The sequence below is a fragment of the Huijunlia imazamoxiresistens genome, from assembly GCF_037132455.1.
In the GTDB taxonomy this organism is placed as follows: domain Bacteria; phylum Bacteroidota; class Bacteroidia; order Chitinophagales; family Chitinophagaceae; genus Flavisolibacter; species Flavisolibacter imazamoxiresistens.
Genome location: NZ_JBBBEI010000006.1, coordinates 252,386 through 278,782 on the forward strand (window position 1 = coordinate 252,386; position 26,397 = coordinate 278,782).

Here is a 26,397-nt window from a genome sequence, read left to right on the forward strand (position 1 = left end):
TTCCGAAATCCGACATCCGAAATTCCATGCCTCACCCTTACAACAAAAACCCGATGACCCCTAAAATAGCTTTCCGGCAATTCCTGGCCTCTGCCTTTGAGCAGGGCACTTATACCACCGATGATGTAATTGCCTTTGTATTGCCCCTATTCAAGGAGGTGCTCAGCTTTCATGAGGAAGGCCGGGTGGCCCCCTTTGAGCAGGAAGACGCCCTCTTTCTAACCGAAGGCCGCCTGGATATTGACGAGAATAAGGCCCACCAGCCCGCCCATGCATCCGCCGCTCTCCAGGCGCTCTTCCCGAACAAAAGCTCCTCCGGCCGGTTCGAGATCGTTGGCAGCCTCAAGCTGGATACGGACGTGGACGAGGGTAGTTCCAGCCTGGAAGACCTGCAGCTGCAGTTCCATCCTTCGGCCACCATTTCCCGTCCGGTCTACCTGCCGGGCTATGGCTGCTACGAACTGGTCCTGGGCCACCACGACGACCAGACCGACATCTTCTGCCTGGGCCTGGTGCTGGCCGGCATGGCCCTCGGCCTCGACCTGTACGATGAGGACGACCTGAAACTCTTTGTATCCTACCGCACTAAACCGGTAGGATACAACTCCAAAATCCACCCTACCCTCAGCACCCTGATTACGGAAATGACGGAGCTTGACCGCAGTAAGCGGAACCAGGACCTGTACGAAGTGATCCAGCGGCTGGAAAACTACCGCGACTTTGACCCGGAAAAACAAACCGACCTGAGCCAAGTGGTGGGCTGGAAGTCGAAGGAGAGCAGCGACAAAAGCAGCCTTATCCTGAACAAGCTCCGCAACCGCCTGTTCGATACCAGCCGCCGGAACCGCCTGCTTTACTATAAGCCTAACCTGCGCTTCGTCAACCTGACGGTGAGCAGCGTACCCGTGGTGCTGCACTACCAAAGCATCCGCCCTGAGCTGCTGTTCACGTGGAACACCGAAATCGCCGGCAAGGTGAAAGACATGAAGGAAATCGTGCTGAACAAATACCTACGCTTCGAAGACCATCCCTACCTGACGGCCTCGCTGGACAAGATCCGGGTGGAAGCAAGGCACGACCTCAACGAATTCGGGTTCAGCCAGCTGAAGCTGGTGATCGCTTTCCTCAACTGGCACAACCTGAAAGAGGATAAAAACGAGCGCATCCAAAGCCCGCTGCTCCTGATCCCCGTAGAGCTGAAAAAGAATAAAAAGGTGCACGAGGATCACTACCTGATGAAGGTGCTGGCCAATGAAGCGGAAGTGAACCCCATCGTGGCCAACTCGCTGCGTGAGCTCTACGGCATCCGCCTGCCCGACTTCATCGATCTGGACGAAACTACCCTGGAGGCATTTTTCCAAAAGCTGAAAGAACAGATCGACAGCGCCAACCAGGGTATCGCCCTGAACTATATTGATAAGCCCCGGATAAAGCTGGTGCACAGCGTAGCCCGGCAAACGGTCAGTAATTACCGCAAGCGCCTGCGCAAAAGCGGCGGGCTCGACAGCTATAAAAATATCGCCTACAGCTACCAGCCGGAACACTTTAAGCCGCTGGGGCTGGAGATCTTCCGCCAGCGCATCGAACCCCGGCCCAGCTTTTTGCAGTTCCTGGTCAACGACGACATTCAACCACCGATTGGCCAGCTCACCGACGCCCGGGAACGGCAACTGTTCCAAATGGTGGAAAGCGAAAGCAACCCCTACAGCTGGGACCTGGACGTATGCAACATCGTCCTGGGAAATTTTAATTATAAAAAAATGAGCCTGGTGCGCGACTACAACCACGTCATGGACCACCAGCTTCACCATAATGTATTTGAACACCTCTTCAGTAACGAGCCGAGAAAGCGGGACACAAAGTCCTACGACCTGGATAAGGTGGATGGCTGGCACCATGTCGTTACCGCCGACCCTACCCAAACCAAAGCTATCCTGCAGGCACAGACCGGCGAGAGTTATATCATCCAGGGACCGCCCGGCACGGGCAAGAGCCAGACCATTACCAACCTCATTGCCGACTTCGTGGCCCGGGGCAAAAGCATCCTCTTCGTTTGTGAAAAACGGGCGGCACTGGACGTGGTGTACCACCGGCTGAAACAGCAGGGACTGGACGAGCTCTGCTGCTATATCCACGACAGCCAGGGCGACAAACGGGAATTCATCAAAAACCTGAAGACTACCTACGAGGACTTCGTGCGCCAGCAGCCCGGCGTAGAAGCATTGGAAAACCGGCGTGCCACCCTGCTCCAGCAGGTGGGCACGCACCTGGCCCTTCTGAAAGAATACCATCTATCGCAAACCGCCCGGCCCGAACAGGCCGGCCTGGAAGTAAGACAGCTCATCGAACGTATGATCGGCTTAAAGGACCAGCTGGTGGTGCTGCCACCGGCTGGAGAAGAAGCGCTGCCGCACTACCACGAGTGGACCCGTTTCGGAGAACTGGTGGAGCAGCTTAGCCAAGAGCTGGAAGCATCGGGGAGCGAGCCGCTGTTCTGCCAGCACCCGTTCAGTAAGGTCCGGGAAGAGATCTTCCTGTCCGAAACGCCTGCCGGCACCCTGCAAGCACTGGTGGCCGAAGGGCAAGGGCTTTTAGCAAAGGTGGCGGCTGCGGTGGAAGGTTATGCAACAGGAGGCTGGGAAGAATGGCCGCAACTAAACGCCCTGGTGGAGGACGCAACCCTGTTGTTCCCCCTGGCCGAGACCGGTAACCTGGAGCTGGCGCTCCCGGGCCACCCAAAGGCCCAGGCCTTCGAACGGGCCTACCGGTCGTACAAAGAGCTTAGCCATCAGGCCCGGGAGGCCGAAGAAAAGAACAGCGGCTGGAAGGTGCGCTTCAGTGAACAGGATACCCTGCAGGCCCTGCCGCTGGCCCGGGAACAGGAAAAGGCATTCTTCAGTTTCTTTAACGGTTCCTGGAGACGGTTGAAAAAGGCGCTGAACGAAGCCTATGACTTCAGCCGCCACCAGGTACGGCCAGCTTACAGCACCGTGCTGGAAGGCCTGAAAACCGAATACGAGTTCCGGGCAGCAGTGACTAAAGCCCGCCAGGACCTGGAGACCACCTACAGCCTGCCCAACCTCGAAGGCATATTTGCGAGCATCGAAGCGATCCGGGCAAAGAAAGGCGACCGGGAAGTGGACTTCCTGCTGCAGCAGCCGGAGGCGGACCAACTGGTGCGCAGCCTGTACCGGGCAGGTGCCCTGCTGCGGCAACTGGAAAGCTGCCTGCAAAAGCTATTGTACGATTATGACCCGAAAACACTGACGGAGATCGGCGACGAGCTGGACAACATTGCTGCCAATACCGGGCAGGTACGTGACCTGCTGCCCCTGCTGCGCCGCTTTGCCCAGGCTTCCGCACCGGTAAAAAAAGCATTGCGGCAACTGTCCCTTTCCGCTGGCAGCCTGGAAGCGGCCATGGCCCACAAAACGCTGCAGCACATTTACAGCGAAAAGAAATTTTTACGGGAAGCCGACGGCTGGACCCTTGAATCCTCGGTGGCTCATATGGGGAAGTCCCTGGACGAACTGCTCCAGGTCAACGCCGCCTGCATCCGGGCACGGGTGCGCCAGCGCTTTTTAAGCCACCTTGAGATCAGTAATATGGCCTTAAGCGGACTTACGGCCGAGCAGAGGCTGTTCAAGAAAAACTACAGCGAAGGCCGCCGGGTGCTGGAAAACGAGTTCAGCAAAAGCATGCGGTACAAAAGTATCCGCGAGCTGGCAGGCAAGGAAAGCGGGCTGGTGCTGAAGGACCTGAAACCGGTATGGCTGATGAGTCCCCTGAGCGTCAGCGACAGCCTTCCGGTGGATACGACCTACTTCGACGTAGTGATCTTTGACGAGGCCAGCCAGATCACCCTGGAAGAAGGCATACCCGCCCTGTACCGGGCACCTCAAACTATAATCGTGGGGGATGACAAACAAATGCCGCCCTCCAATTTTTTCTCTGCCAGGGCGGAAGATCCCGACGACCTGGAAGCCCTGGAAAAGGACAAAGAAGAAATGCTGAGCAGCGAGGCCGACAGCCTGCTGGTGCAGGGCTCGCGAAAGCTGAACAGCGTGATGCTGGGCTGGCACTACCGCAGCCGCTATGAAACACTGATCAGCTACAGCAACCACGCCTTTTACGAAGCTGCCCTGCTGACCATTCCCGACCGGGTGGTGCATCATACCGAAAAGGCCGACATCAGCATAAAGGCCGCGGACAAAGCAGCCCCACATGTTTCCGCCCTGTTCGACCGGAGCATTTCGTTCCACCACCTGCCCGAAAGTGTTTATGAAAAACGGTCGAACGCGGGGGAAGCTCTCTACATTGCCCGACTTGTCCGGGAGCTGCTCCTTCGGAAAGTACCCGAAAGCATCGGTATCGTCGCCTTCAGCCAGGAGCAGCAGCGGGTGATCGAAGATGCCCTGGACAGCCTGGCCGCCGGCGACAAGGAGTTCGAGCAATTGTTAGAAGAAGCCTACGGCCGTACGGAAAACGACCAGTACGTGGGCCTGATCGTCAAAAACCTCGAGAACATCCAGGGCGATGAACGCGACATCATCATCCTGAGCATTTGCTATGGGCCGGACGCCCGCCGGAAGATGATCATGAATTTTGGCCCCATCAACAAAAAAGGAGGAGAGAAGCGGCTGAACGTCATTTTCAGCCGGGCCCGGAAACATATGGCGGTCATCAGCACCATCCAGCACCACCAGGTAACCAACGAGTACAACGAGGGTGCTAACTACCTGAAGCGTTTTCTGCACTATGCCGAACAGGTGAGCGCCGGTAACATGTCCATGGCCCGCACCATTCTCGACAGCCTGGTGCTGCAGAAGGACTCGAAGCGCACTACCGATGCTTCTCTTGTTCGCCGCCAATTGAAGGAGGCCCTGGAAAAGGAAGGATACGAAGTTGCGGAAGAGGTGGGTCAGTCCGGCTTTAAATGTTCGCTGGCCATCAAGGCCCGGAAGGAAGACGAGGCCTATACACTGGGGATCCTGCTAGATGATGACCGTCATTATGCCAACGACAACCTGCTGGAACAGTATTACCAGCGGCCGGCCCTGTTGAAGGCTTTTGGCTGGCGCATCCTGCAGGTTTTTGTAAAAGACTGGCTGCACCAGCCGGAACGGGTATTGGCCGAGATCGGCAAGCGCCTGAAGGAGGAGCCGGCAGAAGTGTTTCATCCGGCACTACCGGTTCTTGCTGGGGCACCTCTACCCGCGGAGCTGCAGCCCCTGACACCCCTCGCTCCAGGGCCGGCAACAGGCCCGTATGATACTTTGGAATACCGGCGGCTGACCTTTTCGGAAGGCACAAGCCATAAGTTCTGGGAGGCGGCGGTGGACGGCCGGAAGCTGGTGGTCCGGTTCGGAAGGATCGGCGCCAAAGGCCAGACCCAGGTAAAGACCTTTGCCAGCCCCGAAGCGGCCGAAGCGGAGCGGGACAAACTGGTCCGGGAAAAGCAGCATAAAGGATACGAGGAAGCGCAGGGGTAAGCCTGCCTGGAAATAAGTAATGAAAGAGGATGGGTGCAGAGAGGTACCGCATCCTCTTTTTTTGTCCCTTCATAAAACTACAAAGGCTAAAAAAACAGGCAGGGAAGCCAGTTATAACTTCCCTGCGATTGGTGTCTTTCCGGTAGCTCCAAATGTGGGTCACCGTTGCCGGTAACCTTAAAATAGAAGCATGCTCACCTTCTGCTTCAATTCTTCGGCCAGTTTAAACGAATAAGGGAACCGGCAAGCAGCTTTAACCATTTTAAAGAAAAATAGCGTATTAATACGCATACCTGCAGGCTTTTTATAATAGGTTTCTTAGATTAAAAACGCTGTTCAAAAAGAAGGTAAATTTTTATGTTTCTTAAAGAAACGTTCCACGTGGAATAAATACACCCAAAAAAGTTGTGCGGTACCAGAAGGCACCGCACAACCTGAAAAACCAAAAAGGGATAGTTTAGGCTACTTCCACAATTATATTGGGGCTGTTGTCGAAAATTTTTACCACTACCTGGAAAGCCACCTCGTCGTAAAAGAACGCATCGACCTGCGAAGCCTGCAGGGCAGCAGCGGAGCTTAAGGGGGGCAGCACAGCACCACCTGCCTTCACCGATCCGGGCTTACCCTCGGCACCCAACAGGCTGACATAGAAAAAGCTTTCCTTGGGCGTATACTTGTCGACCGTGCGGTTAAAGCTGATCTGCCTGCCGGTTTCGGTGGTGGTGGTAGTTATTTGCGTTACGCGGTAGGCACCGCTTTCCTGGAAGTTGGTAGATACCTCGTCATCCTGGTACAACTGGTAGCTGCTGTCCTTGCCGGGATAAATGGTGAAGTTGATGGGGTTTTGCGGCAGCTCGCCCACGTACTGCTCCAGCTGGCGCAGGGGCAGGATGGCCCCTTCCCGCACGTAAAGCGGCACCAGTCCCAGGGGGACGTACCAGGTGTACGTAACGCCGCCGGGAGCAAATGATCCCAATGCACCCCCCTGGTCGTCGAAGACATACCAGTTGCTGCCGGCCGGCAGGTACACCGTACGCTGCGTCGTACCCTGCGTCACCACCGGGGCTACCAGCAGGTCCTTGCCCACAAAGAACTGGTCGTTGAGGTGCTGGAACACCTGGGCATCGCCGGGGTCGTTCAGGAACAGGGCCCGCGCCACCGGCATGCCGGTCTGGGTGCATTCATACATGGCATCATAGAACAGCTGTATCAGCTTGTAGCGGATCTCGATATACTTGCGGCAATTGGACAGTACCGGGTCGCCGTAGGCATAAGGTTCCTGGAAGGATTTCGTATAGCCATCGTAGTGGTTGCGGTACCAGGGAAGGAAGGCGCCGCAGTTCATCCAGCGGGTGAACAGTTCGGGATCGGTGATATTTTGCGCATACTGGTTGTTGATGTCTATGTTCACGCTGCCCGGCCCGTTGGCAAAGCCGCCGATGTCGCAGCCCGAAACCGGCTGGCCCGAAAGACCGGCATTCAGCACTTCCGGGATGTTGATGGACAGGAAGTCCCAGCTGGAGGCCGAGTCGCCCGTCCAGATGCCGGCGTAGCGGTGCACACCCGCATAACCGCCCCGGGCAATAATGAAGTTGCGCTTTTTGTAATTGTACAGGCCCTGGTAGCTGTCGCTGCTCTTCAGCTTTGTAATGCCTTTGTAGGTAGCCTGGATCAGGTTAATGGCAAAAGTGTTGTGGACGGCCGCATTGGGCTGGTACTGGCCGGTGACCTTGTCGTACATCATCAGGTCGAGCGGCAGCGTCTTATCGTCGCAGTCGTTGTCCTCGTTGGGCACCACCGCCGGATCGGTCATGTCCTGCCAGATCATGTCCAGCCCCTGGCGCAGCAGGTAGTCGTATTGCTTGCCCCACCAGTCCTGCACATCGGGCCGGCCCATATCGCAATAAAAGCCATAGGTACCCAACTGCTCGTTGCCCTGGGGAAACTTGGGCGTAGGGTAGTTATACGGGTTGATGTTGACGCCGTTGTTTACCCCGTAGCTTTCGTTGGCCAGGAACAGGTCGGAGGCTTCGCCACTTTGAAAACGTGTATTGTAAATAAAGGGCTGTACCGGTGCATCGGCTTTATAAGTGGACAGGGTACAATCCTGGGTATTCAGGTTGATCAGGCTGTCGCGGGTAGGGTAGGGGGTATCGTAGCTGCCGTTCTCGTCCATGGGGTTACCCGAAATAATGCCGGTAATGTTGGTGCTGCACTTAAAGCCCTGGGCATGCAGCGCATCGAACATTTCCTTCGGGTTGGGGAACTTGTTGGGGCTGATGGTAAAGGTGCGGTAGTTGTTCTGAAAGTCCACGTCGATGTGCAGGCCGTCGATGGGCACCTTCGCATCGCGGAAGGATTGGGCGGCGGCCGTCAGCTTCTTTTCATCGTAATAACCATAACAGCCCTGCTGGTAGCCGAAGGCGTATTTCGGCGGAAAGGCCGCCCGCCCGGTGAGGACGGTGTACTGGTTCAGCACGTCGGCCACCACGTTGGCGCTGCTGCTGTTTTCGGTTCCTACCAGCACGTAATAATCCAGTTCGCCGTACAAGGCCCCGAAGTAGTACTTGCCGTCCATATCCGAATAATCGTCGGCCCCCATGTTGAAATAGGTTTGCGACACGTTGTCCAGGAAGAGGCCATAGCTGTACTGTACCGGACCGCCGGCACCTGACGTACCTACCGCCAGCACAAAAGGCATGGAGTTGTACAGGGGACCGGAAGGATTGAGGGGACCGCCCTGGTTGCCGGCGGGCACCACCTGGCCGCCGCTATAGGTAAGGTCGTTGTAGGTGAAGTTGTCGTAGTTGAAAAACGTCATCGTGAACGACTTTTTGTTCAACTGGTTGCCCGCCTTTTCGCCAAAGCCGAAATACTGTTCCTGCGAAGGGGCGGTTTTGAGGTTGGCCACCGCGGAATTGCTGTACACGATGTTCTTGCCATAACAGTCCTGGTGAATGAGCTGGCCGTCCTTGTACACGGCAATGCCATAAGGCTCCAGGCCGATGTATACCTGCAGCACGCCGGTATCGACCAGCAAGGTGTTGCCGTGGTAGTTGTCGCCCTGGCCGGTCAGCTCGGTTACGGTCGGCTTGACGGTCGCCAGCGAGTAGTTGACTACGGCATAGGAAACGTTGCGGGAGTAGTCGGGCGACGGGTTGGGATTGAACCGTACACGGAAGGCCGAGGGTGACAGGAAGGAAACCTGGATGACCCGGCTATCGCTGTTGGTCAGCAGGATAGTCTTGGAGTCGGGCTGTTCCCAGGAAGTGATCTTGTTGATCTGGTTCCAGCCGTTCACGTTGGGCTGGAAGGCGTTGACCTGCACAAAGTTGAAGTTGGACATAAGGAAAGCGGTATGGGTTAAAAAATGGTTGCGGTCATTTAGCGGTTTTGAAGTGGGCTTTTAATTGCATCAGCCATTCGAAGTTGCCGGCGCCGGGGTTGCCGAAAATCGCGGTCCGGGTCTTTTTGCCCGTGGCCTTATCCAGCACCAGCGAGTCGCGTACGGCAATGGAGGAGGAGAAATGGCAGCCGACACAGCTCTCCGTGCCGAAGATCTGCTTCAGCGTATTGGCCGTATCCACGGTCTGGGGAAAGCCCTGGATCTGGAAATAAGCCGGCTCGTTGCCCAGGTAGATATTGAAGTTGGGAGGGGTGGTGCCACCCTGGAAATAGGTTTCCATGATCATGTTGGTCAGGTAGGCCGGTACCGGCTTGCCGCCCGATTTGTTGGTGACGGCCTGCGGCAGGGTATAGACCGAAGTATCCGTATTGGAGGAAATATAAGGCGCCGAGGAAGGATCGGTGGACCATTGCGTACCGATCAGCTGGTAGTACTGCCAGAACGAACCCTGTTCGGCCAGCAGTGCCTGCACCTGGCGGTTCAGCTCCCGGGTGGCTGCCGGAATAGGCAACACCCGCTGGATCTGGTTCTTCAGCACCTGGGCCGGCGTGTCCGGGAAGGTGTTGACGGGGCAGGTGGGACAGTTGGGATCGTAAAAGGAAGGACGGAGCTTTTTGCCGTTTACCGTTTTCAGCGGGTTGGTCTCGAGGTTGTCGACGTGCTCGAAGGTAGCCCATACCCACTGGGGCGACGACTCGGTTCGGGAGGAGATGTGCATGCCGATCATGCCCACCTTTACTTTGGAGAAGGAACCGTTGGGGTTGGCCACGTAGGCGTCCTTGGCATAATAGCGCTCGGCTATATCCTTAACGGGGTCCAGCACCTTCCAGGCCACCTTTACTTCCATAATGCCTTCCTGGTTCCGGGAGGCGATGGGGAAGCTTACCTGCTTGCCCGCTTTGGAAAAAGCGATCTGGCCGTCGAGGTTATAGAGCTCGTTGCTTACCAGGTAGTCGGTAACGACCTTGTTCAGCCGCACTTCGTAGCGTACCATGTTGCCGTTCTGGTCCCAGATGGGGGCGGTAAAGGCCTGGTTCATTTCATCGGCGATATCATCGGGGTTTCGACTGCGGTCGTGGAAGGCGGCCATCTTGCTGGCCCGGTACAGGATCTTGGCGCCGGCGGGAACGGCGGAAAAGCCGGGAGGCAGGGCTTCGGGTGCGCCCCAGGGTTTGGGGGTGCTGCCGTCGGGCAGGAAGATCTCGAAGCTTTCCTTCCAGTGTTCCCAGAGACGGTCGCCGGTGCCGGTGATGCTGCTTTGCGGCTGGCCCTGGGCATCGCGGGGCCAGTTCAGGGAAATGAATTGCTGCCAGGAGAGGATGTCGAACAGCCGCTGGGCTTCGTCGATATTGTTTTCCTTTACCAGCCGCCGGTCCAGGGCAAGGTCGACATCGTAGGGGGTCTCGGCGCTTAATTTTCGGGGAAATTCCAGGTAGGCTTTACCGGGGTAGCCTTCTTCGGCGGAGTGAACGCTGCAGGCCTGCAGGGAAAGCAGGACACAGGGGAGGAGGCACTTTTGTGCGAACAGAAGCAATCTTTTCATTGAAGGTTTAATTAGGGTAATAAAAACCGGGCAGGCACAAAGGCGGAGGATGGTCGGACCTTCCTTGCTTTTGCCTATTCCGGTCAGCTGAAAAAATGAAAAGGGACTGTTGCAACGAGTAACCCAAACAGGACATATGGAATTCCTGTTTTATTATTTCTTTTGCCAATGTATAGAAAATAAAAAGACGCCGGAATAGCTTTCCTGCCTTTATTCTAAAAAACCGTGAAATCACGCAATTTTACGCAGGTCGAAAGGGAATATACTGTAGGGCTTGATGATAAGGGCGGGAAGTATAATTACTCTTTTACGCGTATATCATAAGCATAATCTTCCACGCCGTGGATGGTGATTACTGTTTTAAAGTCAGGGTGGGCAGGGTTGAGCAGGTAATTGTATTCGTACGGCAGCACTACGGAAGGGAGCTTAAGAACCAAATGTCCCGCGGACAGCAGCAGGCTGCCATAATTCCGGCACGCCCCGCTATGGGCCAGGCGGCGCCAGTTGCCCGGCAGATCGCTTTCGGCGCATTCAAAGATGGCATCGTCGGGGATCGTATATAAAGTAAAGGTAAGCGCCCGGGGAATGTCATCTATGGGCACATGGCAGGAGTATTCCAGCACACTTAACGCCCGGCTTCCGGAAGTATAGAGGCAGGGCACACCAATATTGTTCCACCGGCCACCATGCAGGCGGGCGCCTTCACCCGTGAGGTCATTGGCCCATTTCTTCCGGCCAATACGGTAAACGATCATATATGTAGCTTAATAGACTCCGTAATCGATACGTCCCAGCTCGTTCTTTATTTCTTTCATCCCTACCATGGTGGTCAGCAGGTCCACCGGCTTATGATTCTTCAGCACGGGGTTCGGGGTATTGAGCCAGCGCTTGAACTTTTGCTCTTCTTCGAACACCTCGATACCATAACTATACAATTCCCCCAGGGCCAGTATCTTTTCCCCTACATTCCCGGTAAACCGGTCGGAGGGAAGCTTGCCCTGTATCGTACGGGGGGTGATGTCGAGTATGCGGGAAAGATCGTCCAAGGTAAAGTTGTAACCGTCTTTCAGGTACATCAGGTCGGCTTTGGAAATGCCGTCGCGGATCATTTCAATTTTCTCGTCCCAGGCAATGGCGTGCAGGGGAAGGTCCTTTCCGCCGTAAAAAAGCATGAATCTTTTTTCTTCCGTGAACGAGGCGCGCAATTCGAAACCCTCTACCGGGCGGAAGCTTTCTTCCATAAACGACTCGCTGGGTACGATGGGCATATCGGCTGGAACCTCATGAACATAACCGGAGGCAGCGGGCGAGCCGTCTTCCGGGGCTTCTTTCACAGGTTTAGACGTCTTAGCAGGCGTTTTGGGTTTGGTTTTTCCGGCCGACCTCATACGCGAACATTTTCGTGTAAGTTAGCGAAATACTTCGTAAGAAGGAATGGCTGACAACCAGAAATGACATAAAAAGGAAAAAGCCTCGTAAGTTGAACTTACAAGGCTTTTCCTTTTGTGGTGTGGGCCGGGATCGAACCGGCGACACAAGGATTTTCAGTCCTTTGCTCTACCGACTGAGCTACCGCACCAGCTTATTTATTCTTTCTTTTCTCGGTCACTTTCGCTTCACTTGGTGTGCTTCGTTCGTGATGAGGTTGCAAAGATAGGGAGCCGGTTGATAAAAAGAAGAAAAGAGGAAACTTTTTTTTAAAAAATTTTTCGACCTCTTTTCTTCCTTCTACAACTGTATGTCAATCAACTATTTATCTGTTTTCCTACTTTTTCTCTTAGTTCCCGTAAACGCTCAGGAACTTGATCCGCATGATCTTCAGCTGCTCCCAGTTGTAGTTGCCTTCGGATAATTCCTCCAAGGCCACTTCCAGCGAAGAGGTCTCGCAGCCTTTAAAGTAATCCAGGATCTCCTCCTGCTCGTATTCGTCGAGCATCTGGTCGATGGCGTAGTCGAGGTTCAGCTTGGTACCGCTGGCGGCAATGGTCTCCATTTGTTCCAGCAGCGCATCCAGGCGCAGATCTTTGTTGCGGGCAATGGTTTCCAGCGGGATTTTCTTATCTACCTGCTGGATGATGTGCACCTTGTTGCCGCTCTTGTTGACGACGCTCTTCATCACGAAGTCGTCGGGCTTCACAATATTGTGCTCTTCCACGTAGGCGGCAATCATTTCCACGAAGGGCTTGCCGTACCGCAGGGCCTTACCCTTGCTCACGCCCTGGCATTTTTCCAGTTCGGCGGTGGTGGTGGGGTACATGGTGGCCATATCCTGCAGCGACGATTCCAGGAAGATCACGAACGGAGGCAGGCTCTTTCGCTTGGCTTCTTTCTGGCGGAGCTCCTTCAGCATGTTGAACAGCTTTTCGTCGGTAGCGGCAGCGGTGGTCGAAGCTTCGGCTCCTTCGTCGTCGTCGGCATTGGCATCCTCGAAGAGGTTGTTAAGCACGATCTTGAACGATTTGGGCTTGGCCAGGAAGTTTTCGCCTTTTTTGGTGATCTTCAGCACGCCGTATTCCTCGATGTCTTTCTGCAGCAGGTCTTCCAGCAGCAGCTGGCGTACCAGCGAGTTCCAGAAATGTTCCGGCTGGTCCTTGCCGAGGCCGAATACTTCCAGGCCGTCGTGGCGGTACATCTTGATCTGGGGGGTGAGCCTGCCGGTGATCACCTGAACGGTATAATCGGTGGCAAAGCGCTCGTCCAGGGCCTTGATGGTCTGCAGCATCTGCACCACGGCCGCCTTGGCTTCCACCTTTTCTTTGGGGTTTTTACAGTTGTCGCAGCTGCCGCAGTCTTCCTGGGTGTACTCCTCGCCGAAGTAGCTCATCAGGGTTTTGCGCCGGCAAACGCCGCTTTCGGCATAAGCCACGGACTCGTTGATCAGCTGGGCGCCCACTTCACGCTCGCTCAGGGGCTTGTCGCGCATCAGGTGTTCCAGCTTCGACACGTCCTTGTGCGAATAATAAAGGATACATTTTCCTTCCAGCCCGTCGCGGCCGGCACGGCCGGTCTCCTGGTAGTAGTTCTCGATGGACTTGGGAATATTGTAATGGATCACGAAGCGGATATCGGGCTTGTCGATGCCCATGCCAAAGGCGATGGTGGCTACGATCACCTGCACGTCTTCGTTGAGGAACTGGTCCTGGCGGTCGGCCCGCAGCTTGGAGTCGAGACCGGCATGGTAGGCAACGGCTTTTACGTCGTTGGCCACCAGCATATCGGCCAGTTCTTCGGTGGTTTTGCGGTTGAGGGTATAAATAATGCCGCTCTTGCCTTTGTTCTGGACAATGAAGCGGACAATGCTTTTGAGGGTATCGTCCTTCTTGATCTTCGGTTGGATCTCGTAATACAGGTTGGCGCGGTTAAACGAAGACATAAAGGTCTGGTGGTCGCGCAGGCCCAGGTTTTTGACGATATCGCTTTGCACCTTAGGGGTAGCGGTAGCGGTCAGGGCAACCACCGGCACATTGGGGTTGATCTGGTCCATCATGTCGCGAAGGCGGCGGTACTCGGGGCGGAAGTCGTGGCCCCATTCGGAGATACAGTGGGCTTCGTCCACGGCAAAGAAGGAAACCTGCAGGTTGCTGAAGAAATCGAGATTGTCCTGTTTTGTTAAAGTTTCCGGGGCTACGTACAGCATTTTGGTGCGGCCGGCCTGCAGGTCGTCCTGCACCACTTTAATTTCTTTTTTGGACAGGGTGGAGTTGAGGAAGTGGGCCACGTCGTCCTTGTCGCTGTAGCTGCGTACCAGGTCCACCTGGTTTTTCATCAGGGCGATCAGGGGGCTCACAATGATGGCCACACCCGGGCTGATGATGGCCGGCAACTGGTAGCAAAGGCTTTTGCCGCCGCCGGTGGGCATGATCACGAAGGTATCGCGACCGGAAAGCACCGATTTAATGATTTCCTCCTGGCGGCCCTTGAACTTTTCGAAGCCGAAATGCTCCTGGAGGGCTTTTGTCAGGTCAATAGATAGGGAGGGTAGTTCGGGATTTGGAGTTTTCTTGACAGATTTTTTCTTAGTTGCTGGCATTTTAAGATCTTTTAAGCTTTAGAAAAAGCAGGTGTTGACGTTTTTACTCTTTACCAAAGCAGGAGGAAGCGCCGTTTGGACCATAAATCGGAATACGGATAATGGATAAACCGGTGGCTATCGTTCCTGGCTATGGTCAAAGGGTTGGCGAATTTACTAATTGAACCGCTGAATTTTAGAAATAAAAAGGTTAAAATACTAATAAAGGCGCCGAAATGTTGGGCACAAAAAATATAATTTTGGCGGCTTGGAACGCAAAGAAAATATATTGAAAACGGCTATACGTACCATCGAGATGGAACGCGACGCCCTCAGCCAGCTGGCAAGGCAGCTCACCGGCGATTTTGAAAAGACCATCGGGGTGCTGGCCGCCTGCAAGGGCAGGATCGTCATCAGCGGCATCGGCAAAAGCGCCATCGTCGCCCAGAAGATCGTAGCCACCCTCAATTCCACCGGCTCGCCGGCCCTGTTCCTGCATGCGGCCGACGCCATCCACGGCGACCTGGGCATGGTGCAGCAGGACGACGTGGTGATCATCATCAGCAAAAGCGGCGAAAGCGCCGAAATAAAGGTGCTGGTGCCCCTGATCAAAAATTTCGGCAACCCCCTGGTGGGCATGGTCGGCAACCTGGGATCGTTCCTGGCCCGCAAGTCCGACTACGTGCTGGACACCACCGTAGCACAGGAGGCTTGCCCCAACAACCTGGCCCCCACCACCAGCACGACGGCCCAGATGGTGATGGGCGATGCCCTGGCAGTTTGCCTCATGCAGCAAAAAGATTTCAACGCCGCCGGCTTCGCCCGCCTGCACCCCGGTGGCGCCCTGGGCAAAAAGCTGTACCTGCGGGTACACGACCTGTACACCGAAAACGAAAAACCCCGCGTCACCGGCAGCCAGTCGCTGAAAGAAGTGATCGTGGAAATGACCCGGAAACGACTGGGCGTGACCGCCGTGGTAGACGAAGGAGAAAAGCTGCAGGGCATCATTACGGACGGCGACCTGCGGCGGATGCTGGAAAAAGAAGACCTGAAGCCTATCACCGCCAAAGACATCATGACGGCCAACCCCAAAACCATAAGCCCCGGCGAAATGGCGGTGGATGCCCTGGACGTGATGCGCAGCCATGAGATCAGCCAGCTGGCCGTCACCGAAGACGACGGCACCTACCTGGGGATCATCCATTTGCATGACCTGGTAAAAGAAGGATTACTTTAATTTACGATAATGAACCGACTGAAAAATAAGCATATTTATGTGGCCATCATGGCCGGAGGGATCGGCAGCCGTTTCTGGCCCGTAAGCCGCGTGGACCATCCCAAGCAGTTTATCGATATCCTGGGAACGGGTAAAACCATGATCCAGCAGACCGTGGACCGCTTCCGCAAGATCATCCCCCTGGAAAACATCCTGGTGGTCACCGCCCGCGAGTACGTGGACATTACCAAGGAGCAACTGCCCGAACTGCCCGCCGAAAACATCATCAGCGAACCGTTCCGCAAAAACACCGCCCCCTGCATCGCCCTCATTTCCTTTAAGCTGGCGCAGCTGGACCCCGAGGCGGCCCTGATCGTATCGCCGGCCGACCACCTGATCCTGGACGGCGACAAATTCCTGAACATCTGCGGCGACGCCCTGCAGTTTGCCGACGAACACAACGCCCTCGTTACCCTGGGTATCAAGCCCACTTACCCCAACACCGGTTACGGCTATATCCAGCACGAAGACGCGGAAGAGGTGCCGGGCGTAGGCGTATACAAGGTGAAAACGTTTACCGAAAAGCCCAACCTCGAACTGGCCAAGACCTTTATCGCCAGCGGCGATTTCCTGTGGAACTCGGGCATCTTTATCTGGAAAGTCTCCCATATCCTGGAAGCCTTCCACCGCCACCTGCCGGAGATCTACGAACTGTTCTCCGCCGAAAAGGAAGCTTTCGGAACCGCGGACGAAAACGCCGTCATCGAATCCATCTACCCGCAGTGCACCAGCATCTCCATTGACTTCGGCATCATGGAAAAAGCCGAAAACGTGTACGTGATCCCGGCCTCCTTCGGCTGGAGCGACCTGGGTACCTGGAACAGTGCCTGGGAGAACATGGAAAAGGATTACCTGGAAAACGCCGTCGCCGGCAACAAGGTGATGGTGGTGGACGCCAACAAATGCGTGATACACGTTCCGGACGACAAGCTGGTAGTGCTGCAGGGCCTGAACAATTATATCGTAGTGGATACCAAGGACGTGCTGCTCATTTGCCAGAAGGAAAAAGAGCAGGAAATCAAACAATATGTGTCGGAAGTAAAACGGAACATGGGCGATAAATATTTGTAAGTACCTTGCAGGTAATTACCTCCGAATGAACTTCAACAACATTCTCTTTTTAGATATAGAGACCGTTCCGCAGTTCGAAACCTACAGCGACCTGACGGAAGAGTGGAAAGAATTATGGGACCACAAGGCGCAACAGTTCCTGCGGAATAAAGAGAACGGCGAAGATCCCGGCTCGGTTTACGACCGGGCTGGGATATACGCCGAATTCGGAAAGATCGTCTGCATCTCCGTGGGCCTGATCACCGGCACCAACGGTGACCGTAAGCTGAACATCAAATCCTTTTGCTGCGACGACGAGGAAAAGCTGCTGAAGGATTTCGCGGACATGTGTAACCGCTGGGCCACCGACAATTCCAAACAACTGTGCGCCCACAACGGCAAAGAATTCGACTTCCCCTACATCTGCCGCCGCATGATCATCAACCAGGTACCCATCCCCGGCCTGCTGCAAATCGCCGGCCGCAAACCCTGGGAGATCAACCACATCGATACCATGGAACTGTGGAAGTTCGGTGACTATAAAAGCTATACATCGCTGAAGCTGCTGGCCCTTTCCCTGGGCATTCCCTCGCCCAAGGACGATATCGACGGCAGCATGGTGCACTGGGTGTACTGGAAAGACAAAGACCTGGACCGCATCGCCATCTACTGCCAGAAAGACGTCGTCACCCTGGTGCAGGTGCTGCTCCGCTACCACGGACAGCCGTTCATCCTCCCGGAAAATGTGGAATTGAAGACGTTACGAAAAGCGGAAGTCTAGACAAGTTCCGGAGTTAGGAGTTCTACTGTTCCGGAGTTACGCCAACTTAGAAACTCAGGAACTTAGGAACTCAGGAACTCCTAACTTGCACACTCGTAAACTATAAAAAAACCATGAGCAACAGAACGAACTACGCCTCCGGCTCCAAATGGGAAGACATCATTGGATACAGCCGCGCCGTTAAAGTAGGAAACGTCATTGAAGTGACCGGCACCGTAGCCGCTGACGAAAACGGTAAGACCGTTGGCCCCAACGACGCCTACGAGCAAACAAAGTACATCATCCAGAAAATAGAAAAAGTGCTGCAGCAGGCCGGCGCCACGCTGAACGACGTGATCCGCACCCGCATGTTCGTTACCGATATCAGCAAGTGGGAAGAGATCGGCCGCGCCCATGGCGAGTTCTTCGGCACCATCAAGCCCTGCACCACCATCGTAGAGGTGAGCTCCCTGATCGGCGACGAATACCTGCTGGAGATCGAGGCTTCCGCCGTGGTGAATAACGCCTAAGCACCCCCGAATCCATTTATTTTTTACCTGCCCCTTACGTAAAGCCGTAGCGGGCAGGTAATTTTTTTTTATAACCTTTGGGTTCTTATGATCCATTCGAAGCTGCCGCAGGTCGGCACCACCATTTTTACCGTCATGAGCTCGCTGGCCCAGGAACACGGCGCTATTAACCTGGGGCAGGGCTTTCCCGACTTTCCCATGAACGGCGAGCTGGTGGAGCTGGTTTCCAAAGCCATGCGCGACGGCCACAACCAGTACACCCACATGGCCGGCTACCCGCCGCTGCGGGCCGCCATCGCCGAAAAGATCGCCTTCCTCTACGGCACCCACGTGGATCCCGATACCCAGGTCACCATCACCCCCGGCGGCACCTATGCCCTCTACACCGCCCTGACCACGGTGCTGCAGCCCGGCGACGAGGTGATCGTGTTCGAGCCGGCCTACGACAGCTATATCCCTGCCATCGAAGTGAACGGGGCGGTGGCCGTAACCGTACAGCTCACCTTCCCGGGTTACCGCATCGACTGGAAGGAGGTGCAGGCCCGGGTTTCGCCCAAAACCCGGATGATCGTCATCAACTCGCCCCACAACCCCACCGGCTCGGTACTGTCGCCGGAGGACCTGCAGGAACTGGAACGCCTGGTCCAGGGAACCAACATATTGGTGCTAAGCGACGAAGTGTACGAACACCTGGTCTTCGACGGCCGGGAGCACGAAAGCGTTTTAAAGTATCCCGGCCTGCTTCAGCGAAGCTTTGTGTGCTTTTCGTTCGGAAAAAATTACCACTGCACGGGCTGGAAGCTGGGTTATTGCGTGGCGCCGCCCGCCCTGATGGCGGAATTCCGGAAGATCCACCAGTTCAACTGCTTTAGCTGCGATACGCCCAAGCAGGTGGCGCTGGCGCAATTCCTCCACAACCGGGACGCCTACCTGCAGCTCAAGACCGACATGCAGGCCAAACGCGATTATTTCCGGGACCTGATGGCCGCCACCCGGTTCGAGCCGCTGCCCAGCTACGGCAGCTATTTCCAGTGCTACTCTTATGCGGCCATATCGGAAGAAAGTGAAAAGGACTTTGCCCTCCGCATCACCCGGGAATACGGCGTGGCCACCATCCCGGTGGCGGCCTTTTACCGCCGGGAAACCAACCACCAGGTGGTACGGTTTTGTTTTGCTAAAAAAGAAGAGACCCTGGAAGCCGCCGCCGAACGGCTCCGGAAATTATAAATGCTTAAACTTAACCCGTATGGCTATTTACCCGGTAACGCAAAACAACTTCTCGAAAGCGCTGGAGCTGCTGAAAAAGAACGGGCTGCCTACCGAAGACATCCGGGACACCACGAAACTGTTTGTGCTGTACGATGAGCACGAATTAAAAGGGGTGGCCGGCCTGGAGCTGATGAACCGGCACGGCCTGGTGCGCAGCCTGTGCGTGCCGGAAGAACAAAGGGCAGAAGGCGCGGGTACCGAGCTGGTGAACTTTTTGGAGGAATACGCCCGCAACGCCGGCGTGCAGACCCTGTACCTGCTGACCACCACGGCCGCCGAATTCTTTTCCAAAAGGGCCTACCAGGCCATCAGCCGCGAAGAGGTACCCGCCTCCATCCAACAAACCTCCGAGTTTTCCGCCCTTTGCCCATCTTCGGCCACCGTAATGAAAAAAGTTATCGGGTAGGGGAGGGGAGGCTGAATGCGTTTTCTTTGCAGAAAATTTTGGGTTGAATACGACTTTTCTTTCTGCAAACACCTACCGCGCCTTATTCGGGCTCCTGGCGGTGGTTTATGTTACCGGGCTGTTCGTTCCGCTGATGGACAACGACTCCGCCCACCACGCCGACATCGCCTTGCGCATGTACCTGACCGGCGACTTTGTAAACCTGGTCGACCACGGCACCGACTACCTCGACAAGCCGCACCTCCACTTCTGGCTGGCGGCCCTCAGCTACCATGTCTTCGGCGTCACTTCCTTTGCCTATAAATTCCCATCCTTCCTGTTTACTCTCCTGGGCATTTACGCCACCTACCGGCTGGGAAGCACCTTATATAATAAAGAAGTGGGCCGGCTGGCAGCGCTGATCGTTTCCTCGTCCTTTGCCTTTATCCTGGCCAACAACGACGTGCGCATGGATGCCATCCTCACCTCCAGCATCGTGTTCGCCACCTGGCAGCTGGCCGACTGGGTCAACACCCGCCGCCTGGTGAACGTGGCAGGCGCCGCCCTGGGCCTGGCCCTGGGCTTCTGCACCAAAGGCCATATCGCCGTGGCCACGCCGGCCGCCGCCGCCTTCTTTTACATTCTTTATAAAAAGGACTGGAAAAGCTTTTATAACGGGCAACTGCTGCTGATCATCGCCTTTTTCTTCCTGTTCATTTCGCCGGTGGTGTACTGCTACTACCTCCAATACGACCTGCACCCCGAAAAGGTGGTCCGGGGCCGCAGCGGCATTTCGGGCGTAAAGTTCATCCTGTGGCAGCAGAACGTGGAGCGCTTTGAAGGCGAAAGCTTCGGATCGGACCGCAAGAACGACTACTTCTTTTTCCTTCATTCCTTCTTATGGGCCTTTGCTCCCTGGAGCCTGCTGGGCTTTGCCGCCTACTTCAGCCGCCTGAAAAGCTTTGTCACCCGCCGCTACGAATGGCTCACCATCAGCACCTTTACCCTGGTGCTGGCGATCATCAGCCTGTCGGGCTTCAAGCTGCCTCACTACCTGAACATTACTTTTCCCGTGGCTTCCGTTTTTACCGCCTCCTACCTGCTGCACCACCGCGGCAACCCGGTGCTGCTGAAGCGCTTTGCCGTAACGCAGGCCATCGTATGCACCCTGCTGCTGTTGCTGGCCGGCCTGGTCAATGCCTGGGCATTCCCGCTGCATAATATTGGGGCAATCATCGGGTTCCTGGGATTGCTGGCCGCGGGCTATTTTCTTTTAAAAAGCGTCCGGGGCAAGCTGCAACAGGTGGTGGTGGCCTCGGCCGTGACCATCATGACCGTTTTCTTTTTGCTGAACGCCAACTTCTACCCCCAGCTGCTGACCTACCAGGCGGGCAACGAACTGGCCGCCACCGTCAACAAGGAGATCGGGGCGGAAAACCTTTACTTTTATAATACGCAGAGCTGGTCACTGAACTTTTATACCCGCCGCCTGACGCAGCCCTTTTCCGACAGCCTGCTGGACACGGGCAAAAAAGTATGGGTAGTGACCATGAAGGCGACGGAAGGCGAAATAAAGGAGCGGTACCAAACCGGCCGCCAGTACCGCCGGAAGGATTATGAAATTACCCGCCTCAAAGGGGATTTCCTCAACCCCGCTACCCGCGACAGCGCCCTGGACCAGATGGTGATCACCGAGGTGCTGGGCCGCAAATAAGATTTTTAACGGTTGCCTTAAACTATTGATAACCATTAAGCAATAAGCATGAGCGATATACTGGATCTGTTCATTATCGGTGGCGGCCCTATTGGGCTGGCCTGCGGCATCGAGGCGAAAAAAGCCGGGTTGAATTACCTGATCATGGAGAAGGGCGCCCTGGTCAACTCGCTGTACAACTACCCGCTGAACATGACGTTTTTCTCCACTTCCGAGCGGCTGGAGATCGGCGGCGTACCCTTTGTTTCCATCAGCCCGAAGCCCACGCGGTCCGAGGCGCTGGAGTACTACCGCCGGGTGACCACCACCTACCAGCTGCAGGTGCACCTGTTCGAAAAGGTGGAGTCGGTCCACCGCCAGAACGGGGTCTTTGTGCTGCATACCAGCAAGGCCGAGTACCGGTCGCGCAACATTGTGCTGGCCACCGGCTTCTACGACATTCCCAACAAGATGAACATTCCCGGCGAAGACCTGCCCAAGGTGACGCATTATTACCACGACCCGCATTATTATGCCTTCCAGAACGTGCTGGTAGTGGGCGCCAACAACTCGTCGGTGGACGTGGCCCTGGAAACCTACCGTAAAGGGGCAAACGTGACCATGGTGATCCGCGACGAAGGCATCGGCAGGCGGGTAAAATACTGGGTAAAGCCCGATATCGAGAACCGCATCAAGGAGGGCAGCATCAAGGCCTATTACCATTCCGAGCTGACGGCCATCCGTCCCCATGAAGTGGACATCCGCACCCCCGCAGGTATTGTGACCATTCCCAACGACTTCGTGCTGGCCATGACGGGCTACATGCCCAACTTCGACCTGCTGAAGGCGCTGGACATCCACCTGTCGCCCGACGAAAAATGCACGCCCGACTACCATCCCGAAACCATGGAAACGAACCAGAAAGGCATTTACCTGGCCGGCGTGGTCTGCGGCGGCATGGACACCCACAGCTGGTTCATCGAAAACTCCCGCGACCACGCACCCAAGATCATCAATGCCATCAAAGTGGCAAAGGGAGTAGAGGAGAAGGATATGGATTGAAATGAAGCTTTATACCATGCAAAAGACCCGTCGGCTGACGGGTCTTTTGCATTTAAGGACATCTGCTTTTAGATCAAGCCTGCTTTTTCGCTGATCTCCAGCATGCGGTCCAGGGATTTCTTCGCCTGGAGACGGAGCTCCTCGTCCATGAGGATCTCGGGTTGCTCGTACTTCATGCTCAGGTATACCTTCTCCAGCGTATTACGCTTCATATGCGGGCAGTCGTTGCACGCACAGCTATTATCCGGCGGAGCGGGAATAAACGTCTTATCGGGCGCCTGCTTGGTCATCTGGTGGATGATACCGGCCTCGGTGGCAACAATAAACTCCTGGGCAGGGTCCTGCTTCACGTATGCCAGCAGTTGGGTGGTGGATCCTACGAAGTCCGAAATGCGCAGCAGCGGCTCTTCGCACTCGGGGTGGGAGATGAGCTTGGCATTGGGGTGCTGCACCTGCAGCTTCGTGATCTTTTCGAGGCTGAAGATCTCGTGCACCATACAGGCGCCATTCCACAGCAGCATGTCGCGGCCCGTTACCTTATTGATATAGGCGCCCAGGTTCTTGTCCGGCGCGAAGATGATCTTCTGGTCCTTCGGGAAGCTTTCCACGATGGCCTTGGCGTTGCTGCTGGTGCAGATCACGTCGGTCAGGGCCTTGATGCCGGCGCTGCAGTTAATATACGAGATCACGATATGGTCGGGGTGCTGTTCGCGGAATTTTTGGAACAGCGGCGGCGGGCAGCTTTCGCTCAGCGAGCAGCCCGCCTTCAGGTCGGGGATGATCACCTTTTTGTTCGGGTTGAGGATTTTGGCGGTCTCGGCCATGAAATGCACGCCGGCGAACACGATCATGTCGGCGTTGGTTTTCGCGGCCTTTTGCGCCAGCCCGAGGCTGTCGCCAATATAATCGGCAATATCCTGGATGTCCGGCTCCTGGTAGAGGTGCGCCAGGATAATGGCATTTTTTTCTTTTTTGAGCCGTTCGATTTCAGTGAAAAGGTCGAGCGAAGGATCGATGTCCACATCGAGGAAACCTTTCTCCTCAACTTCATTTTTCGCGGCTATTAACATTTCTTCATTCATATAATATACTATAGTATTCTTAATTTATTTAAATAACCCTATTACTATTAGGGCTGTGGATTGGTGGAAAAAAAGCCGGGTGGTCCGGAGTCGTTGCAAATCCTGTGCACTTATTCACACGAAATCCCCGTTTTTGCACAGCAAAGGTATTGCTGAAAGGGAATATCGTACGCTTTCCCACATAAATGTGGATATCACCCCTTGAATAACTCGTTCCAAAAATCGCGAAACGCATCTTGTGGATATTGGTGGGATAACTGTGGATGGTTTCACAATCCCGCCGGCTGCTTCCGGCCGCCAAAAATTTTCTGGCAATCCATACACGTTCCCCACATCGTTTCACGGGGGTTTATCCACAGAAAATGGGGGAAATGCACACCCATTTACCGCTTTTTTGGGCTTCGGGCCCCGGAAAGGCCCGGAAGGAGCGGTTGGGAAGAAGGAGCGGTTTTGGACAAAAAACCGCTAAAGTAGTTATTGACGTCTTTCCACCGGCTATCCACCGGCCGGCGCAGCCGCAAACGGCCCGTTTTTGCGGGTTTCCGGAGTTATCCACAGCTGTTGATAAGCGGAATTCACCTAATTTTGCCCACTCTTTAAACAGAATCATCACCTTTATGTCATTAGTTCAGCAAATCAGAGACAAGTACGCCCGGTGGGCTGTGGTGGCCATAGCGCTCTCCCTGCTCGGGTTTATCATGATGGATGCCTTTGGAAGCCGCTCCAGCGTTTTCGGCGGCAATGAAACCACGGTGGGCAAGATCAACGGCAAGAAAATCGAGATCCAGGATTTCGAGGCCAAGGTCAAATCTCAGGAGGAGTATGCCCGCCAGCAAGGCTACAACATGGGTGGCGAAAGCCGGCAGCAGGTGGTGGAAAGCGTATGGAACCAGGAAGTGGAACAGGCCGTGATGGGTGATGAGTTCGAGAAGCTGGGCCTGGCCATCGGCAGCAAGGAAATGGGCGACATCCTGTTTGGCGCCAACCCTCCCGCCGATTTCAAGCAAAGCTTTACCGATCCCAACACCGGCGTGTACAACGCCCAGGCGGCCCAGCAATCGTTCAACAACCTGAAAAAGACCGGCAGCCCCGAAGCCAAAGCCCAGATGAACCAGTACCTGGCCAACCTGGAATTTGTGCGGCTGAACGAAAAATATAATTCGCTGCTGATGAGCAGCACCTATTTCCCCAAGTGGTTCCTGGAAAAACAAAACACCGACAACAGCCTGCTGTCGAAGGTGTCGTTCGTGAATGCTCCCTACGCCTCCATTTCGGACAGCGCCGTGAAGGTGAGCGACAACGAGATCGTGGACTACATGAAAAAGCATGAGAACGACTTCAAGCAGGAAGAAGAAACCCGCTCCATCAGCTACGTGGTGTTCAACGCTTCTCCGTCTTCTTCGGACAGCGCCGACACCCGCAACCAGCTGGTGAACCTGAAGCCTGAATTCCAGACCACCGCCGACCCGGCCGCCTTCGTGTCCCGCAACGGCAGCTCCCTGCCCTACTTCGACGGCTACATCGCCAAGGGCACCATCCAGGTGCCGGCAAAAGATTCCATCCTGGGCCTGCCTTCCGGCGCCGTTTACGGTCCTTACCTCGACGCGTCGAACTTTGTGCTGGCGAAACTGGTGGATACCCGCTCCCTGCCCGACTCGGTAAAATGCCGCCATATATTATTAGGTACCACCAACCCCCAAACCGGTCAGCCCCTGTTTCCCGACAGCGTGGCCAAGCAAAAAGCCGACAGCGTGGCCGCAGCCATCGCCGGCGGCGCTTCCTTCGACGACCTGGAAGCCCGGTACAGCACCGACCAGGCCGCCCACAAGGAAAAAGGCGTGATGACCTTCTCTTCCTATGACATCCAGGGTGAGAACTTCGCTAAAGAGTTTGGCCAGTTCATCCTGCTGCAGGGCAAGCCCGGCGACAAAAAGGTGGTGAAAACCAATTTCGGCTACCACTACATCGAGATCCTCGAGCATAAGAACGTACAGCCGCATTATAAAGTAGCCTACCTGGCCAAGCCCATCAACCCCAGCGAGTCTACCGACAACACCGCTGCCAATGCCGCCAACCTGTTTGCCGGCGACAGCAGGGACCTGAAGGCCTTCAACGACAACTACGAGAAGAACCTGCGTTCCAAAGGCCTGAACAAGCTGACCGCTCCCGACCTGAAGCCCAACGACTTCAGCATCCCCGGCCTGGGCAATTCCCGTCCGTTCGTGAAAGCGATCTTTGAAGCCGACCAGGGCGATGTGATGCAGCCCCATCGCGTAGGTGATAACTACGTGGTAGCCGTCGTTACCGACGTGAACGAAGCCGGCCTGGCCAGCGTCGGCAAAGCCCGCCCCATCGTGGAGCCGGTGCTGCGCAACCAGAAGAAAGCCGCTGAGCTGAAGAAGAAGATCGGTAACATCACCACCCTGGAAGCGGCTGCTGCTGCCCTGGGCCAGCCGGTACAAGTGGCCGACAGCCTGCGCTTCAACGGCAACCGCAACCCCGTACTGGGTTACGAAGCCCGCGTGCTGGGCGCTGCCTTCAACCAGGCCAACAAAGGCAAAGTGGTTCCCGAAGCCCTCGAAGGACAAGGTGGCGTATACGTAGTGCGGGTAGACAACCTGAGCACTACCCCCGTAGAGACCGCTGCCATCGAACAGCAGCGGATGGCCCTGGAAATGCAGGCCCGCCAGACCATGGCGTACCGCTCGCCCTCCCAGGCCCTGCGCAAGGCGGCCAAGATCAAGGACAACCGCTCCCGCTTCTATTAATCTATTGCAGCCCTTTGGGCTTCTATAAAAAGCACCCCGTCGCTACGACGGGGTGTTTTTTTTGTGCCCATG

16 protein-coding genes and 1 tRNA gene are annotated in these 26,397 nt (G+C 55.5%); 10 read left to right on the plus strand and 7 right to left on the minus strand.

The annotated features are described in order from the left end of the window. The first annotated feature begins 53 nt into the window (after positions 1–53). Entirely contained in the window at positions 54–5,492 is a 5,439-nt protein-coding gene (locus V9K67_RS10125; RefSeq protein ID WP_336722029.1) for a WGR domain-containing protein, read from the plus strand. Positions 5,493–5,949: 457 nt separating this feature from the next. On the opposite strand, the gene V9K67_RS10130 is transcribed toward V9K67_RS10125, so the two are convergent. The 6 genes from V9K67_RS10130 to recQ all read right to left on the minus strand — a co-directional run bounded on the left by V9K67_RS10130 (position 5,950) and on the right by recQ (position 14,471). Then, positions 5,950–8,838, minus strand: coding sequence for a glycoside hydrolase family 31 protein (locus tag V9K67_RS10130; RefSeq protein ID WP_336722031.1), 2,889 nt, complete (start codon positions 8,836–8,838; stop codon positions 5,950–5,952). A 34-nt stretch (positions 8,839–8,872) separates the two neighbouring features. Continuing rightward, positions 8,873–10,441, minus strand: coding sequence for a hypothetical protein (locus V9K67_RS10135; RefSeq protein WP_336722032.1), 1,569 nt, complete (start codon positions 10,439–10,441; stop codon positions 8,873–8,875). 299 nt (positions 10,442–10,740) lie between these two features. Next, on the minus strand, positions 10,741–11,196 hold the full coding sequence (locus V9K67_RS10140; RefSeq protein ID WP_336722033.1) for an RES family NAD+ phosphorylase: 456 nt from the start codon (positions 11,194–11,196) through the stop codon (positions 10,741–10,743). 9 nt (positions 11,197–11,205) lie between these two features. Further along, positions 11,206–11,775, minus strand: a complete 570-nt coding sequence (locus V9K67_RS10145) for an Xre family toxin-antitoxin system antitoxin (protein WP_336722034.1) — start codon at positions 11,773–11,775, stop codon at positions 11,206–11,208. A 172-nt stretch (positions 11,776–11,947) separates the two neighbouring features. Then, positions 11,948–12,020: transfer RNA gene (locus V9K67_RS10150), tRNA-Phe, on the minus strand. 198 nt (positions 12,021–12,218) lie between these two features. After that, entirely contained in the window at positions 12,219–14,471 is a 2,253-nt protein-coding gene (gene recQ / locus V9K67_RS10155) for a DNA helicase RecQ (protein ID WP_336722036.1), read from the minus strand. A 247-nt stretch (positions 14,472–14,718) separates the two neighbouring features. Between recQ and V9K67_RS10160 the strand changes: the two genes are divergently transcribed. The 8 genes from V9K67_RS10160 to V9K67_RS10195 all read left to right on the plus strand — a co-directional run bounded on the left by V9K67_RS10160 (position 14,719) and on the right by V9K67_RS10195 (position 22,475). Further along, the gene (locus V9K67_RS10160) at positions 14,719–15,687 is read left to right on the plus strand and encodes a KpsF/GutQ family sugar-phosphate isomerase (RefSeq protein WP_336722037.1); all 969 of its coding nucleotides are present in this window, start codon (positions 14,719–14,721) and stop codon (positions 15,685–15,687) included. 9 nt (positions 15,688–15,696) lie between these two features. After that, the gene (locus V9K67_RS10165) at positions 15,697–16,797 is read left to right on the plus strand and encodes a mannose-1-phosphate guanylyltransferase (protein WP_336722039.1); all 1,101 of its coding nucleotides are present in this window, start codon (positions 15,697–15,699) and stop codon (positions 16,795–16,797) included. Between the two features lie 25 nt (positions 16,798–16,822). Next, on the plus strand, positions 16,823–17,557 hold the full coding sequence (locus V9K67_RS10170; RefSeq protein ID WP_336722041.1) for a 3'-5' exonuclease: 735 nt from the start codon (positions 16,823–16,825) through the stop codon (positions 17,555–17,557). A 113-nt stretch (positions 17,558–17,670) separates the two neighbouring features. Beyond that, complete coding sequence (locus V9K67_RS10175) at positions 17,671–18,066, plus strand: RidA family protein (RefSeq protein WP_336722044.1); 396 nt, start codon at positions 17,671–17,673, stop codon at positions 18,064–18,066. Between the two features lie 87 nt (positions 18,067–18,153). Then, positions 18,154–19,293 carry a methionine aminotransferase gene (locus tag V9K67_RS10180; protein WP_336722046.1) on the plus strand — a complete coding sequence of 380 codons (1,140 nt, stop codon included), beginning with the start codon at positions 18,154–18,156 and terminating at the stop codon, positions 19,291–19,293. Between the two features lie 19 nt (positions 19,294–19,312). Beyond that, a complete protein-coding gene (arsN2, locus tag V9K67_RS10185) occupies positions 19,313–19,741 on the plus strand; it encodes an arsenic resistance N-acetyltransferase ArsN2 (protein WP_336722047.1) in 429 nt (142 codons plus the stop codon). Positions 19,742–19,784: 43 nt separating this feature from the next. Further along, the gene (locus tag V9K67_RS10190; protein ID WP_336722048.1) at positions 19,785–21,434 is read left to right on the plus strand and encodes an ArnT family glycosyltransferase; all 1,650 of its coding nucleotides are present in this window, start codon (positions 19,785–19,787) and stop codon (positions 21,432–21,434) included. Between the two features lie 48 nt (positions 21,435–21,482). Next, positions 21,483–22,475: a YpdA family putative bacillithiol disulfide reductase gene (locus V9K67_RS10195; protein ID WP_336722049.1), complete on the plus strand. Its 993-nt coding sequence runs from the start codon at positions 21,483–21,485 to the stop codon at positions 22,473–22,475. Positions 22,476–22,543: 68 nt separating this feature from the next. Here the strand turns inward: V9K67_RS10195 and nadA are convergent, their stop codons facing one another. Beyond that, entirely contained in the window at positions 22,544–23,557 is a 1,014-nt protein-coding gene (gene nadA, locus V9K67_RS10200) for a quinolinate synthase NadA (protein ID WP_336722051.1), read from the minus strand. Between the two features lie 617 nt (positions 23,558–24,174). On the opposite strand from nadA, the gene V9K67_RS10205 reads away from it, so the two are divergent. Continuing rightward, a complete protein-coding gene (locus V9K67_RS10205; RefSeq protein ID WP_336722053.1) occupies positions 24,175–26,325 on the plus strand; it encodes a peptidylprolyl isomerase in 2,151 nt (716 codons plus the stop codon). Positions 26,326–26,397: the final 72 nt, after the last annotated feature.